Below are 14979 nucleotides of genomic sequence, written 5' to 3' on the forward strand. Positions count from 1 at the left end.
GCCGGACCGCGCATGCGGTCCGGCCCTCCGGGTCTACGCGTCGATCACCTGCCTCCTGTGCCTCGACCTTCTCGCCCACCCCCGGCGATCACCTTCGGGAGACCCGTTCACCGGATCGGGGGGTGATGTGAGGGAGGGACGTTACTGCGGTAAGCGATGTGTAGTGATGCCGATACTTTCTGTGATGACCAGTCGGCTCGACCAAACAGGGGTTATCGATGAGGAAGTTGGCGACGGCGGTGGTGGCCGCGGGGCTTTTCTTCGGGGGGATGGGGGTGGCGGTGGCGGACTCGGCAAACAACTTGATCATGAGGACGCCGGGCGTTGCGTTCGTCGGCAATTACGCGTGGCAGCCCACGACCAAGGTGCCGAGCGGGCTTCACGTTGAGGGCGAGCTGCGAGACGAGAGCGACAACGACGGCCATAACGTCTACCTCCGCGTCAAGGTCGAGGAGTACGCGTGGGGTGAGCTCAGGGGCATCCAGAGGGGGGACCTCAAGGTCAACAAGGTCTACACCGACGGCGCCGTACTCAAGACCAAGGAAGTGCGCATGCAGGTGTGCCTCGACCGGGGCTCCTTGCGGCCTGACCACTGCTCAAAGCAGCGGCTGTTCTCGCGGAAGTAGTCACCATTCTTGGGAGCCGCCGACGCGCGGCTCCCCTCCCCATGGAGCGCATCACGATGGATGTCATCCTCCGCGCCGAGAGCGTGGATCTCTCATACGGCACCGAACAGGCCGTGAGCAGCGCAGATTTCACGCTCAAGCGCGGCGAGGTGGCCGCCATCATGGGCAGTAGCGGGTCGGGGAAGTCGTCGCTGCTCTACTGCCTCGCGGGGGTTCTGCCGCCGACCAACGGCACCGTGACCTTCGACGGCGTACAGCTCTCGACGCTCCCCGACGGGGAGCTGAGCGCCCTGCGTCGTACCCGTCTCGGGTTCGTCTTCCAGTACGGGGAGCTGCTCCCCGAACTGACCGTGGAGGAGAACGCGGCGCTCCCCCTCCGACTCGCCGGGATCAGCAAGACCCATGCCCATGCGATGGCCGGCCAGTTGCTGGGGCGCCTCGGGATGGGTGATCTGCTGCGGCGAAGGACATCGAAGTTGTCCGGTGGCCAGAGTCAGCGCGTTGCGGTGGCCCGGGCTCTGGTCCACCGGCCTGACGTGGTCTTCGCCGATGAGCCCACCGGGGCGCTGGACAGTGCCAACGCGGCGGCTGTGCTGGAGGAGTTCCTTCGGCTGGCGCGGAGGCAGAAGACGGCCGTCGTCATCGTCACGCACGACGCGGACGTGGCCGCGAGGGCCGATACGCAGTACACGATGACGGACGGCCTTCTGGCCCAGCGGGTGGCGGTGTGAACGCGTTCGTCCTCGGCCTGCGCCTGCTATGGGGCAGCGGGCGCCGGGGACGGGTGCGCTTCCTGTTGATGGCACTCGGCTCGGCGCTCGGTGTGGCGTGCCTGGCCGCCGTCCTCACCATTCCGGCGATCCTCACCGCCCATGACTCGCGCACGGCCGCCCGTGAGCCGAGCCCAGGTACGAGTAGCCACCTTTACCAGGAGTTTCGGGATCCCTACGGGTCGCAGCCATTCCATCGGGTCTTTCTCGCACGGACGCGCCCTGGCACCACTCCCCTACCCCCGGGAATCGACCAGCTCCCCGATGCCGGTGAAGCCATCGTTTCGCCGAAGCTCGCTGAGATCCTGGCCGCCAATCCGAGAGCAGCCGGCCTTGTTCCCGGTCGCGTGACGGGCACGATCGCTCCCCAGGGGCTGGGAGACAGGAACGATCTGTACGCCTACATCGGCACCACCCCGGCCGAGCTGACCGAGCCCGTCGAACTGGGCAGCTTCGGCACCGGTCGGTCGTGGCGGCAGATCGTCGATCCCTCGACCCTCAACATCCTTCGTTTCACCCTCGGGTGCATCGTGCTGCTCCCCCTCGTCATCTTCCTCTCCGTCTGCGCACGGCTCTCCGGAGAGTCACGGGCCCGTCGGCTCGCCGCCCTCCGGCTCGTCGGGCTCAGCGTGAAGGACACGCTGCGGGTCAACGCCGGGGAGAGTGTCGCCGCCGCTTCGGTCGGGGCCGTGCTCGGGGTCGTGGGGTATCTCGCGATCAACGAGGTCATGGCCCGGGTCGGGCTGCCCGGGCTGCACTGGTATCCGGCCGATGGCAGGCCTTCGGGCCAGACGCTCGCCCTGTGTCTGCTGGGATGCCCGGCGCTCGCGTGGGTCGTGGGGCAGTTCAGTGCACGGCGAGCCGCTCTGTCGCCGATCAGTGTGCGGCGGACCGGGGAGCGCACGCCCCCGAGGAAGTTCGGCATGCTGCTGCTGATTCCCGGGCTCGGGGTCATCGTCGGGTACTGCGTGCTCAGCCTGATGGGGCGGGACCCCTCCGGGGGATCCGCCAGTTCCCTGCTGATGCCCGGTGCCGTGTTGCTGACCGGCGCCGGCCTCGTCTTCGGACTGGCGCCCATCACGGCGTGGCTCGCACGGCGGCTCGCCGGGATGGCCAGGTCGCTGCCGATGGCCTTGGCGATGCGGCGTACGGAGGTCGATCCCGGGTCCTCGCTGAGGGTGGCGACCGGGCTCGTGCTGTTGGTGTTCGGCGCCTCACTGACTCAGGGCGTGCTCATCGAGCTGGACCAGGTGAGCCGCCGTACGGCTCCCCTTCAGGAGTACAACATCGGCCTCAAAGGGTTGAGCCCTGCTCAGCAGGAGGCACTTGCGAAAATTCCGGAGGTGCGAACGCAGGTGGCTTCGCAAAGCTCCTGGGAACCACTGCACGGCAGTGAGGTGCCCTACGCCGACCTCGTGGTCGCCACCTGCGCGCAACTCGCCGCGTCGACGCAGCGAGCCACGGGCTGCGTCGACGGCAAGATCATGCAACTGCGTGATGCACGAACACCATCAAGACACGACCCGAAGGCCGGAACGTCCTACCGCTTCACGCTGAACGACAGTGGGAAGACTGCGCTCACCGTGCCTCGCGAGCGCGTCGACGTGCGTCCCTGGGACCTGTCCGTCTTCGATTCAGGCACCCTTCTCGTCCCCCCGAACCTCCTCCCGTCCCCCCTGGCGGACGCGGACGGCACCCTCACTCTCGTCAGTGACGCCGACCCCGCCACCGTCCGTTCCGTCCTCGACGGCATCGGCTCGGTCGCGCCCACCTCCTCCGTCGAGCCCGTCGGGATCGTCATCGACTCGCTCGCCCAGCTCACCGTGATCCGGAGTCTGCTCGCCGTCGGGATGGTGCTCGGGCTTGTCATCGGGGTGGCCGCGTTCGTCGTGTCCGTGGCCGATCGGGCCATGGAGCGGCGGGGGCAGGTGACCGCGCTCGCGCTTCTGGGGGCTCGGGCCGGGACCCTGCGGGTGGTGCAGGTCGTGCAGGTGTTGATGCCCCTCGTCGTGGGGCTGGGCGCTGCCGTCGTCGCCGGGTGGCTTGCCGAGTCCAGCTATCTGATCACCGGGGGTGGCGCGGTGCACTGGGACTGGGACGGGTTGCCGTTGCTGTTCGCCGCCGCGCTCGGCGTGCTGCTCGTCGCGGCGCTCGCCTCCGTGCCCATGGTGCGGCGCCATGTCGACCCGGAGCACATCCGGCGGGATTGATCTTGCGGATACCGATGAGTTCCCGGTGGAGTGGGGGTCGTACTCGTAGTCGCCCCCGTACACCCGAGGCTCAGGAGACCGCCATGGCCGAGAACGTCGTCAAGGGACCCGCCAGCTACTTCCCCTCCATCGAGAAGAAGTACGGGCGCCCGATCTCCGAGTGGCAGGAGCTCGTCCGTTCCTCGCCGCTCACCAAGCACATGGAGCTGGTCGCCTGGCTGAAGGCCGAGCACGGGCTGGGCCACGGGCACGCGAACGCGCTCGTGGCCCACACCCTTGCCGAGGGGAAGTAGCAGGGGGACTCGCCGCTCACGCCGCGAGTTCGTGGGCCGTGCGGGCATTCACCCTCGCCGTCAGCGCCACCGTCGCCAGCGACGTGGCCGTGCCGGCCACCAGGGCCGTCCACCACAGCACCGACGGGCCCAGGGTCGTGTACGTGGCGACTCCCAGCGTCAGGGCCGCGAAGCGGGCCACGCCCCAGGTCCAGCTGAACGCGCCCTGGTAGCGGCCCCGGGCGTGGGCCGGGGCCAGGTTGGCGACGACACCCGCGGCGATGCCCGCGACCACGACCTCGCCCAGGGACCAGACGACGACCGACACCGCGTAGCCCGCGATCCCGTCGGCCAGGCCGGTGAGCGCGACGCCCAGGGCGATCAGCGTGCTGCCCGCGCCCTGCACGGCGAGCTGGGGGAACCTGGACAGCCAGGCCGTCACGAAGGGCTGGAGCGCCACGACCAGGACCGCGTTGACCGCCGCCATCGCCCCGTACACCGCGGGCGACAGTCCGCTGTCGTGGATCGCGAGCGGCAGCGCGACCTCGGTGAGCGAGTACACGAAGAGCTGCACGCCGAACAGCGGGAGCAGGAGCAGGGCCAGGCGGTCGCGGAGCACCACTCCGTAGCCGATGCCGTCCTTCTGTCCGTTCCTTGCGGGCTTCGTGCGCCGCGGTTCCGGCAGGCGGACCGCCACGACCAGTGCGTAGACGAGCATCGAGCCCGCGTCGACGGCGAAGAGCAGCCAGTAGCCCTGTGCGGCCAGGTAGCCGCCGAGGATGCCCGCCACCGCGGTGCCGATGTTCACGCCCCAGCCGAAGAGGGCGTACGCGCGCCGGCGTCGTTCGCTGTCGACGGCGTCGGCGAGGAGTGCGTACGCCGCCGGGGAGACCGTGCTGCCGGCCGCGCTGATCAGCATCGCCGCCGCGGCCATCGTCCACACCCCGGGAGCGAGGAACAGCGCGCCCTGCGCGGCCGACGCACCGACCAGGCCGATGAGCATCGTGGGGCGGCGGCCGATGCGGTCGGCCAGGATGCCGCCCACGGCGGGGCCGAGGAGGTTGCCCGCGCCGAGGGCGCCGAGGACGTACGAGGTCTCGGCGCCGGTCACGCCCCGCGAGGCGAGGAAGAAGACCAGGAACGGGGTGACGAGGTAGCCGAGGCGGTTGACGATCGTTCCGGCGAAGATCGTCCAGACGACGGGCGGGAGTCCCCGGAACGAGGAGGGCACCAGGGAAGGCATCGAGGAGGGCATGCGAGGAGACTGCTGGAACTCCGTCGGGCCTTCCATTGATTAAGCTCTGGCCGAATCCAATCTCCTTCTCATCAATCGCTCCCTCTGTGAACCCAGGACGTGGAACTTTGGAATCCGGGCTCAGCTTCTCCGCCGCCGACCTCGCCCAGACCCGTTTCGCCGTCTCCCCCATGTGGGAGGTCGTCACCAGCTACCGCGTTCTCGTCGGCCGGCCCGACTCCGTTCCCCACCGGCGCTGGGCCGCGCAGGTCCGGCCCCGGATCGCGCGGGCCGGTCTCGACCGCGGGTGGCTCGCCGCGCTCGTTCCCGCCCAGGGCTACCTCGCCGACTTCCTCAACCCCACCCCCTCCGGCCCCTTCCCCACCCTCGACGACGAGCTCGACGCCATCCGTCGCACCTCCGCCGAGCAGGTGCGGAACGACCTCGTCATGCTGGCGAAGGAGGGGGAACCCGAGGCGAGGCTCCGGCTGCTGCGGGACGATCCGCCGGTCGCCCTCCGCAAGGTCGTCGACGAGATCGAGACCTACTGGGAGCTCGCCCTCGCCCCCTACTGGGCCCGGATCCAGCAGGTCCTGGAGGCCGATGTCTTCCATCGGGCCCGGCAGGTCGCCGAGCACGGATCCGCGCGGGTCCTGAGCGAGCTCCACGAGACCGTACGGTGGGACGACGGCACCCTGCGGCTCGTACGGCGGCACTGCGCGCTCCGTCGCGACCAGGCCGGCTCGGGGCTGCTGCTCGTCCCCTCCGTCTTCGCCTGGCCCCGGGTCCTCACCCGTTCCGTTCACCCCGATCCGCCCCAACTCGCCTATCCGGCCCGGGGGTTCGGAACCGTCTGGGAGCCCCGTACCGCCGACGCCTCCGAGGCCGTCGCCGCCGTCCTCGGGCGGTCCCGGACCCTGCTCCTCACCGAGCTGGACACCCCCGCCTCGACCACCCAGCTCGCCGCGCACTGCGGCCTGTCCGCCGCAGGCGTCTCGCAGCACCTCATCGCCCTGCGGAACGCGGGTCTGGTCACCGCCCACCGCAGCGGCCGTTCCGTCCTCTACGCCCGCACCGCCGTAGCCGACCAGCTCCTCAACCCGTAGGGGATCATCGGGGAATGACATCTTTCTCCTGGTCGGAGCGGGTCGTGACACGCGACGGAGTGCGGCTCGCATGCCGCGACTGGGGCGGCTCCGGGCCCGATGTCCTGCTGCTCCACGGGCTCGCCGGGCACGCCGGCGAATGGGACGACACGGCCCGGCTGCTGCGGGACTCCGGCCATCGGGTCGTCGCGCTCGACCAGCGGGGGCACGGCGCCGGCGAGCGGCACCCCGGGGACGTCTCACGGGCCGCGTACGTCGCCGACGTCGTCGCCGTCGTCGACGAACTCGGTCTCGAACGGCCCGTGTTGATCGGCCAGTCGCTCGGCGGCAGCACCGCCCTCCTCACCGCCGCCGCCCACCCCGGGCTGCCGCGCGCGCTCGTCGTCGTCGAGGCCGGTCCCGGCGGGGCGGACCCCGCCGTCCAGGAGCAGATCGGGAACTGGCTGCGGGCCTGGCCGGTGCCGTTCCCGTCGCGCGAGGCGGCCGCCGCGTACCTGGGCAACGGCTCGGAACCCGTAGGGGAGGGCTGGGCGCGCGGGCTCGAAGAGCGTGCCGACGGGCTCTGGCCCCGCTTCGACCCCGACGTCATGGTGCGCTCCCTCGACGAGAACGCCACCCGCGCCTTCTGGGACGAGTGGGCCGCCGTCTCCTGCCCCACCCTCGCGGTTCTCGGGCAGGGCGAGCGGGGCGGGATCATCGGCGACGAGGAGTACGCGGAGATGGTCCGGCTGCGGCCCGCGCTGCACGGCTCCAGCCTGCCAGGCACCGGTCACGACGTGCACCTGGAGCGGCCGGAGACCCTCCACCGGCTGATCGTCGACTTCCTCCGGGACACTCGGGCGATCTGAGCGAGTCGGGGGCGTTTCCGATTCCCGGATCGGTGACTCTCGATCCCCGGACCGCTGACCCCCGATCCCCCGATCCCCGGATCCCCGGATCCCCGGATCGCTGACCGCCGATCCCCGATCCCGGCTCCCCCCCGGCTCTCCGGCTTTCTCCCTCTTGCCTTGGAGCGCACTCGAATTCCTAGAGTGCGCGCATGCGCTATCGGGTACTCGGCGGGACCGGGTTCGAAGTCAGTACGTACTGCCTCGGCACGATGATGTTCGGCGCCGTCGGCAATCCGGACCACCAGGAGTCCGTACGGATCATCCACGCCGCCCTCGACCGGGGCATCAACTTCGTGGACACCGCCGACATGTACTCGGCCGGCGAGTCCGAGGAGATCGTCGGCAAGGCGCTGCGCGACTCCCGCCGGCGGGACGAGACCGTGCTCGCCACCAAGGTGTACTTCCCCTTCGGCGGCGAGGGCCCCAACCGGGGCGGTCTCTCCCGCCGTTGGATCACCCGGGCCGTCGAGAACAGCCTCAAGCGGCTCGGCACCGACTGGATCGACCTCTACCAGGTCCACCGGCCCGACCACCGCACGGACATCGAGGAGACCCTCGACGTCCTCGGCGACCTCGTGTCGCAGGGGAAGATCCGGGCGTTCGGCTGCTCCACCTTCCCCGCCGAGGAGATCGTCGAGGCCCACGCCGTCGCCGAGCGGCGCGGGCTGCGCCGCTTCCGCTCCGAGCAGCCGCCGTACTCGCTGCTCGCGCGGGGCGTGGAGACCTCCGTCCTGCCCGTCGCGCAGCGGTACGGCATGGGCGTGCTGACCTGGGCTCCGCTCGCCTCCGGCTTCCTCAGCGGCAAGTACCGCAAGGGTCGGCCCGTCGACCTCACGAGCGGACGGCCCGCCCTCACCCCGCACCGCTTCGACCCGGCCCTGCCCGGCAACGCCGCCAAGCTCGACGCCGTCGAGGAGTTCGTCGCGCTGGCCGACGAGATCGGGTGCTCCCTTCCCGATCTCGCGATCGCCTTCGCCGCCGCGCACCCCGCGGTGACCTCCGTCATCCTCGGCCCCCGGACGATGGACCAGCTGGAAGGGCTGTTGAAGGGCGCCCCCGTCGTCCTCACGGACGAGGCCCTCGACCGGATCGACGCGATCGTGCCGCCGGGGACGAACCTCTACCGGGCGGACGGCGTCTGGCAGCCGCCCGCCCTCACCGAACCGTCCCTCCGGCGGCGCCCCTTGGAGCAGCGGGCCGCGGCCGTCCAACCCGCCTCACCCACGATCTGACCCACCCCGCGGGCGGGCGCGGTCCGACGAGGGGGCGCGGTCCGACCGGGCGCGTCCTCAGGTCGTCGGTGCGAACTGTTCCCCGCCCACCACCCGCAGCAGCGCCAGTCGCTCCCCCGTGTCCGTGCCCGGCGGTGGGGTGAAGAGGACCAGCCGCTGGTCGCCCTCCGGGGCGAGCAGCACCTGGCAGTCCAGGTCCACCGGTCCGATCACGGGGTGCGCGACCCGCATCCGGTTGTGCCGACGGACCCCGACCTCGTGACGCTCCCACAGTTCCGCGAACTCCTCGCTCGCCCCGTGCAGCCGCTCCACCAGCCGGGTCGCGGCCGGGTCGCCGGAGCGGCGGCCGAACGCCGCGCGCAGGTCGGCGACATGGAGCCGGCTGTAGTGGGCGTGCTCCTCGATCGGGTACGCCGTACGGGCCTCCGGGTCGGCGAACCAGCGCCACACCACGTTCCGGCCGTGCTCCGACACCGTGCACACACCGCCCAGCAGCACGCGGGCCATCGCGTTCTGCGCGAGGACGTCCCCGAGGTCGCTCAGGACCTGCGCGGGGGTCGTCTCCAGCTGGTCGAGGAGGTGGAGCAGGCCGGGCGAGACATGGTCACCGGCCACCGGGCCCGCCGGCGGGCGGTGGCCCGCCAGGAGGTGGAGGTGGTCCCGCTCGTCGGTGTCGAGCCGCAGCGCGCGGGCGAGCGCGGCGAGCATCTGCGGCGAGGGCTGCGGGCCCCGGGCCTGCTCCAGGCGGATGTAGTAGTCGGCGGACATGCCGGCGAGCCCGGCGACCTCCTCACGGCGCAGACCGGGTGTACGGCGCCGGGGGCCGGGCGTGAGGCCCGCGTCCTGTGGGCGGACCCGGTCGCGGGAGCGGCGCAGGAAATCGGCGAGTCCACGGCGGTCGATCGTCATACGGCTCATCCTGCCGGAGCTCCCGCAGCTCCTCCAGGGCGTATCCAGGGACTGCCGATCCCAGGATCGGAAGGGCTCTCCCGACGGTTCCCGGTGGGCGGCAGAGTCCTCGACGTCGGCCAACGACACCCCATCCACCAGCACCGGGAGCAGCGATCATGGCCACCGTCACCGTCGGCACCGCCCACGTCCGCTACGACATCGAGGGCTCGGGCTCAGGGCCCGCCCTCCTTCTCGTCCACGGCACCGGGTCCGGTGGCGCCGTCGTCAACTGGGGGCAGACCGCGCCCCGTTTCACCTCCGACCGCAGGGTCGTCACGCTCGACCTGTCCGGCGCCGACCGGACCGTCGACGACGGCGGTCCGCTGACCGTCGACTCGCTCGCCGACCAGGTGATCGCGGTGATCGAGGACGCGGGCACCGGCCCCGTGGACCTCCTCGGCTTCTCCATGGGCTCACCGGTCTCGGCGGCCGTCGCCGCCCGCCGCCCCGACCTGGTCGACCGGCTGGTCCTGGTCGCCGGGTGGGCCCACACCGACGGGGACGAGTACCTGCGGAACCTGTTCACGCTGTGGCAGCGGCTCGGGGAGTTCGACCCGGCGGGCTTCGGCCGGAGTGTGACGATGACCGGGTTCAGCCGCGGTTTCCTCAACTCGATCGGCCGCGAGGGCGTCGAGGCTCTGATCCCGAACATGCCGCCCACCCCGGGCACGCTGCGGCACGTGGCGCTCGACCTGGAGGTCGACATCCGCGCGCTGCTGCCCCGGATCGCGGCGGAGACGCTGGTCGTGGGGTGCGCGCAGGACGCCACCGTCCCGGTGGAGAACAGCAGGATGCTGCACCTGGCGATCGACGGCAGCTCGTACGCGGAGATCGACGCCGGGCATGTCGTCTTCTTCGAGAAGGAGGACGAGTTCGTGAAGACGGTGACGGACTTCCTCGGCGCGGGCTCCCGCCGGTCGGACCTGCTCGTGTCGGAGCCCGTCTGAGGCCATGCTTGGCCGCATGGGTGTGAGACCAGGACGTACGGGTGTACCAGGACGTACGGGTGTGAGACCGGGACGTACGAACGCGGGGCCGGGTCGCACGGGTGTGGGGCGGGGCCGCACGGGTGGGACGAGGTCAGGTGGCTGAGACCAGGGCGATCGGCGCCGCCGAGCGCAGGGCCCGGCTCGGGGTGCGGCACCTGCTGGCCGGGGGTGCGCGGGCCGGGTCGGCGGAGGAGGTCGTGGACGGGCTCGTGGCGCTGCACGGGACGGACCCGGCAAGCGTGTTCCTCGCGGTGGGGGCGCGGCTGTCCGGGACGGCCGGGGACGCCGGGGCAGCCGGGGTCGCCGGGCCGACTGGAGGCGCCGGGCCCGTCGGGGACGTCGAGCGGGCCCTGTACGAGGACCGGTCGCTGGTCCGGATGCACGGGATGCGGCACACCGTCTTCGTCCTCCCGTCCGCCCTCGCCGCCGCCGTACAGGCCTCGACGACCGACCCGGCCGCCGTCCGCGAACGCGCCGCGCTGCTGAAGCACTTGGCGGCGGGCAGTCCCCTCGACGCGACATGGCTGGCGGAGACCGAGCGGCTCGTCCTCGCCGAGCTGGCCGTACGGGGAGAGGCGACCGGAGCCGAACTCGGCGACGCCGTACCGGCGTTGAGGTCTACCTATGTGTACGGGAAGGGCACCCGGCAGGAAGGGGTGCAGTCCGTCGCGAGCCGAGTGCTGCGGGTACTGGGCATGGAGGGGCGGATCGTACGGGGCCGGCCGCAGGGCTCGTGGACGTCGAGCCGCTTCCGCTGGGCGCCCGCCGTACCCCACCCCGCGCTCGACCCGGCCGAGGCGCGGGCGGAGCTGATCCGGCGGTGGCTCGGGGCCTGCGGGCCGGCGACCGAGGCGGATCTGAAGTGGTGGACGGGATGGAAGGTCACCGAGGTGCGCGGGGCGCTCGCCGCCGTGGGGGCGGCGCCGGTGGCCCTCGACGAGGGGACGGGTTTCGTGCTGCCGGACGACCTCGAACCCGTACCCCCCGAGGGCGCGGGGCCGGATCCCTGGGCGGCTCTGCTGCCCGCGCTCGATCCGACGCCGATGGGCTGGCAGGGACGTGACTGGTATCTGGACCCGGAGCACCGGGCGGCGCTGTTCGACCGCAGCGGGAACATCGGGCCGACGGTCTGGTGGAACGGCCGGATCGTCGGCGGCTGGGCGCAGCGCCCGGACGGCGAGATCGCCCACCGGCTCCTGACGGACGTGGGCGCGGAGGCCGTTCGGGCGATCGGCGTGGAGGCGGAGCGGCTGGCGGGCTGGGTCGGGGACGTGCGGGTGACGCCCAGGTTCCGCACGCCCCTGGAGCGCGAGCTCGGCGCCTGATCGGGGCCGGGTCCGGCGGCTCAGTGACGCAGGTACACGCCCGGGACCCCCAGGTCGGCGAGGCCGTCGAGGACCAGGTCGACGCCGACCGCGGCGAGCAGCAGGCCCAGGAGACGACCGAGGAGCTCGATGGTGGCGTGGTGGGTCCGGCGCAGGATCCGGGCGAGCAGCAGGACGCAGACCAGGTCGAGCGCGATGACGGACACGTACGCGCCGACGACGGTGGAACGCCAGCTGTAGGAGTCGCGGGCGGCCGCCTCGATGAGTACGGCGGTCATGGCGAGCGGGCTCACGACGTACGGCATGAGCAGCTCGCGCACACCGCTGACCAGGTCGGGGGCGTCCTCCTGGGCCGTGTCGGAGCCCAGGTGCAGTCCGAGGACGAGCCCGACGGCGTAGATGAAGAAGATGACGCCGCCTGCGAGCTGGAGCGCGGGGGTGCTGATGTGGAAGACGTTGAGCAGCCACGGGGCGGTGCTGCCGATGACCAGGCCGACGAGGACGGCCGCGCCCGAGGAGATGAGGGCGATGGTCCGCAGCTGGCGCACGGGATGGACCTGCGCGAGGCCCGCGAAGGCGAGGAGGACCTTCGGTGGGCCGACGACGGAGAAGAAGGTGATGAAGGCGGCGGAGAAGCTGAAGGCGTTCACACCGGAATCATGGTGCGGTCGGGTGATTTCTCCCGTTTTTCGAGCCGGTGCCCGCGCGGTGTCGAGAACCGGCGCGCGGCTCCGACTGTTCTGCGAGAGGCGGTGGACCCGTGGAGAGAACCGCGGGGAGCCGCGGAGACCCGCGGAGAGCGAGGAGGACGTCATGAAGTACCTGGTGATGGTGGAGGGCGCGCAGGCCGACTACGAGGCCATGGTGGGCCGCCCGAGCGAGGACAGCCCCGCCTGGACCAAGGCGGACATCCAGACGATGTTCGATCACATGAACGACATCAACAAGGAGCTGGCGGCCAACGGCGAGATGATCGACGCCCAGGGCCTCGCCGCCCCGTCCACGACCCGCTTCGTGACGGTGGACGGCGACGGCAGGCCGGTCGTCACGGACGGCCCCTACGCGGAGACCAAGGAGGTCATCGCCGGTTACTGGCTCCTCGACTGCGCCTCCCTGGAACGCGTGACGGAGATCGCCGCCCAGGTGGCCCGCTGCCCGCAGCCGGCCGGCGCCCCGGCCTACCCGGTGGTCATCCGCCCGGTCGACGAGATCGGCCCGCGTCAGGACTGACGGGCGGGGACGGGGGGGACGGGGGCGGGAGGACGAGGCGGGGGGTGGGACGGGAGCACGGGCCCCGCGCCCGGCACGCACTGTCCGTGCCGGGTGCGAGGATCCCCCGCGTGGACAGCGAACCCCTCGGCCTGCGGCAGATCACCTCTCCGGACGACGTCTCCCCCGAGCTGCGCCAGGAGCTCGTCGACTGCTGGATCGAGGTGACCAACGCCGGTGGGGCGGCCGGATTCCCCTTCCCTCCCATCGACGCGAGCACGGCGGCCCCCGCGGTCGACACCCTCGTCGAGGGCCTCGCACCGTGGACGAGCCGCCTCGTGATCGCCTCGCTCGACGGCGAACTCGCCGGCTGGCTGAACGTCCGCCGTGAGTCCTTCCCGCTCGTCGCCCACTGGGGGACGCTCCACCACGTCCAGACGCGGACGGGGCTGAGGGGCCGCGGCATCGGGGCCGCCCTCATGCGCCACGTACGGGAGATCGCCCGTGACGGGATGGGGCTGGAACAGCTCCGTCTGGCCGCACGCGGCGGTGTCGGCCTGGAGACCTTCTACGGCCGTCTCGGCTGGCAGGAGATCGGCCGGTGGCCCGGCGCCCTCCGACTGGCGCCCGGGGACGACCGCGACGAGGTCCTGATGGTGCTGACACCGCTCTGACCCCCCGGCACGACCGGCACGAAGGCGCACCGGCGGCGGGGCTCAGTGCATCCCGTGCGGGCCGCCCGCCGAACGGGGCCGGCCCCGGGGGATCAGCACGAGGGACGCCGGCGCCGCGGCCGCCGCCGTGAGGGCGCAGACGGTGTAGGCGGTCGTCAGGCCGGTCGGGGTGGGGGCGGTGGCCGTCAGGGCGAGGGTGGAGACGATCGCCACGCCGATGGAGCCGCCCAGCTCGTGGAAGGTGTTCACGATGCCGGAGGCGAGGCCCGCCTCGTGCGGGTCGATCAGGCCCAGGGCCGTCGTCGTCGCCGTGACGAAGACCGCGCCGAGACCGAACGCCGCCGTCGCGAGGGACGGGAGAAGGGTGGTCCAGGGGCCGGCGTCGGGGCGCAGGAACACCAGGGGCATGCAGCCCAGGGCCGCGACCGCCAGACCGCCCGCCGCGCAGACCCGCGGGCCGGCGGTGGTCACCAGGCGGGAGCCCAGATGGGCGCCGATCGCCGTGGTGAGGGCCACCGGGAGGAAGAGGAGTCCGGTGCGGAGGGCATCCAGGCCGTGGACGCGCTGGAGCTGCATCGAGCCCAGGAAGAAGAACGAGATCAGGAGCGCCGTCGCGACCAGCATCAGGAGCGAGCCCACGACGACCGGTCGCCGGGTGAGCATCCGCAGGTCCATCAGCGGGGTGCGGGCCTTCCGTTCGGCCGCCGCGAAGGCTCCGTAGAGCGCGAGTGCGCCGAGGAGCGGCAGAAGGGTCGCGGCGCCGGTCCAGCCGGAGTCGCCCGCCTGGACCAGGGCGTAGACGAGCGCGCCGGTCGCTGTCGTGACGAGGAGGGCGCCCGGGATGTCGAGGCCGCCGCCGCGCTTCCGACGCACGGGCGTCGGCGTCGGCTCGGGGACGTATCTGGGCAGTGTCGCCAGGACCGCAAGGCCCACGGGGACGTTCACGTAGAAGATCCACGGCCACCCCGGGCCCGCGGTGAGGGCGCCGCCGAGCAGGACGCCGACCGCCGATCCCGTACCGCCGACGGCCGCCCAGGCGCCGAGCGCCTTGGGCCTTTCGGCGCCCTGGAACACCGTGGTGACCAGGGCGAGCGCCGCCGGGGAGAGGAGCGCGGCGCCGATGCCCTGGGCGACACGGCCGCCGAGCAGAACGCCGGCGTCGGGCGCGAGGCCGCAGGCCAGGGACGCGGCGGTGAAGAGGGCGAGTCCGGCGAGGAGGACGCGCCGGGCGCCGAGGGCGTCGGCGAGGCGTCCGCCGAGGAGCATCAGTCCGCCGAAGCAGAGGGTGTAAGCGGTGACGACCCAGGTCAGGGCGGTGCGCCCGAGGTCGAGGTCGGCGGCGAGCGCGGGCAGGGCGACGTTCACCACCGTCACGTCGAGGACCAGCATGAACTGGGCCGCGCAGATCAGCGCGAGGGCCGTCCAGCGGCGCGGGTCGGGGGCCGGGTGGGCAGGGGCAGGGGAGGGTACGGCGGCAGGGGTGGGCATAAC

The 14979-nt window shown here is 72.1% G+C and carries 15 protein-coding genes; 11 read left to right on the top strand and 4 right to left on the bottom strand.

The window, feature by feature from the left end; translation table 11 throughout:
- Window positions 1–218 precede the first annotated feature (218 nt).
- The 4 genes from IE311_RS32555 to IE311_RS32570 all read left to right on the top strand — a co-directional run bounded on the left by IE311_RS32555 (window position 219) and on the right by IE311_RS32570 (window position 3899).
- On the top strand, window positions 219–626 hold the full coding sequence (locus IE311_RS32555) for a hypothetical protein (protein WP_189835477.1): 408 nt from the start codon (window positions 219–221) through the stop codon (window positions 624–626).
- Between the two features lie 56 nt (window positions 627–682).
- A complete protein-coding gene (locus IE311_RS32560; RefSeq protein WP_189835541.1) occupies window positions 683–1357 on the top strand; it encodes an ABC transporter ATP-binding protein in 675 nt (224 codons plus the stop codon).
- Window positions 1354–3606 (top strand): FtsX-like permease family protein, encoded by a 2253-nt coding sequence (locus IE311_RS32565; RefSeq protein WP_189835478.1) that lies wholly within the window; start codon window positions 1354–1356, stop codon window positions 3604–3606. Before IE311_RS32560 ends, IE311_RS32565 begins: the two co-directional genes overlap by 4 nt.
- A gap of 83 nt (window positions 3607–3689) precedes the next feature.
- Complete coding sequence (locus IE311_RS32570; RefSeq protein ID WP_189835479.1) at window positions 3690–3899, top strand: DUF4287 domain-containing protein; 210 nt, start codon at window positions 3690–3692, stop codon at window positions 3897–3899.
- Window positions 3900–3915: 16 nt separating this feature from the next.
- Here IE311_RS32570 and IE311_RS32575 read toward each other — a convergent pair whose 3' ends face one another.
- A complete protein-coding gene (locus IE311_RS32575) occupies window positions 3916–5133 on the bottom strand; it encodes an MFS transporter (protein ID WP_229902308.1) in 1218 nt (405 codons plus the stop codon).
- Between the two features lie 107 nt (window positions 5134–5240).
- Here IE311_RS32575 and IE311_RS32580 point away from each other — a divergent pair, with 107 nt between their 5' ends.
- The 3 genes from IE311_RS32580 to IE311_RS32590 all read left to right on the top strand — a co-directional run bounded on the left by IE311_RS32580 (window position 5241) and on the right by IE311_RS32590 (window position 8340).
- Entirely contained in the window at window positions 5241–6218 is a 978-nt protein-coding gene (locus tag IE311_RS32580; RefSeq protein WP_189835480.1) for an ArsR/SmtB family transcription factor, read from the top strand.
- 14 nt (window positions 6219–6232) lie between these two features.
- Complete coding sequence (locus IE311_RS32585; RefSeq protein ID WP_189835481.1) at window positions 6233–7066, top strand: alpha/beta fold hydrolase; 834 nt, start codon at window positions 6233–6235, stop codon at window positions 7064–7066.
- Between the two features lie 191 nt (window positions 7067–7257).
- The gene (locus tag IE311_RS32590; protein ID WP_189835482.1) at window positions 7258–8340 is read left to right on the top strand and encodes an aldo/keto reductase; all 1083 of its coding nucleotides are present in this window, start codon (window positions 7258–7260) and stop codon (window positions 8338–8340) included.
- Between the two features lie 57 nt (window positions 8341–8397).
- Here IE311_RS32590 and IE311_RS32595 read toward each other — a convergent pair whose 3' ends face one another.
- Window positions 8398–9258 carry a helix-turn-helix transcriptional regulator gene (locus IE311_RS32595; RefSeq protein WP_189835483.1) on the bottom strand — a complete coding sequence of 287 codons (861 nt, stop codon included), beginning with the start codon at window positions 9256–9258 and terminating at the stop codon, window positions 8398–8400.
- Window positions 9259–9407: 149 nt separating this feature from the next.
- On the opposite strand from IE311_RS32595, the gene IE311_RS32600 reads away from it, so the two are divergent.
- Both IE311_RS32600 and IE311_RS32605 read left to right on the top strand, forming a co-directional pair.
- Window positions 9408–10238 carry an alpha/beta fold hydrolase gene (locus IE311_RS32600; protein ID WP_189835484.1) on the top strand — a complete coding sequence of 277 codons (831 nt, stop codon included), beginning with the start codon at window positions 9408–9410 and terminating at the stop codon, window positions 10236–10238.
- 137 nt (window positions 10239–10375) lie between these two features.
- Window positions 10376–11605, top strand: coding sequence for a winged helix DNA-binding domain-containing protein (locus IE311_RS32605; protein WP_229902309.1), 1230 nt, complete (start codon window positions 10376–10378; stop codon window positions 11603–11605).
- 20 nt (window positions 11606–11625) lie between these two features.
- Here IE311_RS32605 and IE311_RS32610 read toward each other — a convergent pair whose 3' ends face one another.
- Complete coding sequence (locus IE311_RS32610; RefSeq protein ID WP_189835486.1) at window positions 11626–12255, bottom strand: MarC family protein; 630 nt, start codon at window positions 12253–12255, stop codon at window positions 11626–11628.
- 163 nt (window positions 12256–12418) lie between these two features.
- Between IE311_RS32610 and IE311_RS32615 the strand changes: the two genes are divergently transcribed.
- Both IE311_RS32615 and IE311_RS32620 read left to right on the top strand, forming a co-directional pair.
- Window positions 12419–12835 (top strand): YciI family protein, encoded by a 417-nt coding sequence (locus IE311_RS32615; protein WP_189835487.1) that lies wholly within the window; start codon window positions 12419–12421, stop codon window positions 12833–12835.
- A 110-nt stretch (window positions 12836–12945) separates the two neighbouring features.
- Window positions 12946–13488, top strand: coding sequence for a GNAT family N-acetyltransferase (locus IE311_RS32620; RefSeq protein WP_189835488.1), 543 nt, complete (start codon window positions 12946–12948; stop codon window positions 13486–13488).
- A gap of 42 nt (window positions 13489–13530) precedes the next feature.
- Here IE311_RS32620 and IE311_RS32625 read toward each other — a convergent pair whose 3' ends face one another.
- Window positions 13531–14976, bottom strand: a complete 1446-nt coding sequence (locus IE311_RS32625; RefSeq protein WP_189835489.1) for a DHA2 family efflux MFS transporter permease subunit — start codon at window positions 14974–14976, stop codon at window positions 13531–13533.
- Between the last annotated feature and the right edge of the window lie 3 nt (window positions 14977–14979).

This window comes from Streptomyces zaomyceticus (assembly GCF_014656215.1).
Classification (GTDB): domain Bacteria; phylum Actinomycetota; class Actinomycetes; order Streptomycetales; family Streptomycetaceae; genus Streptomyces; species Streptomyces zaomyceticus.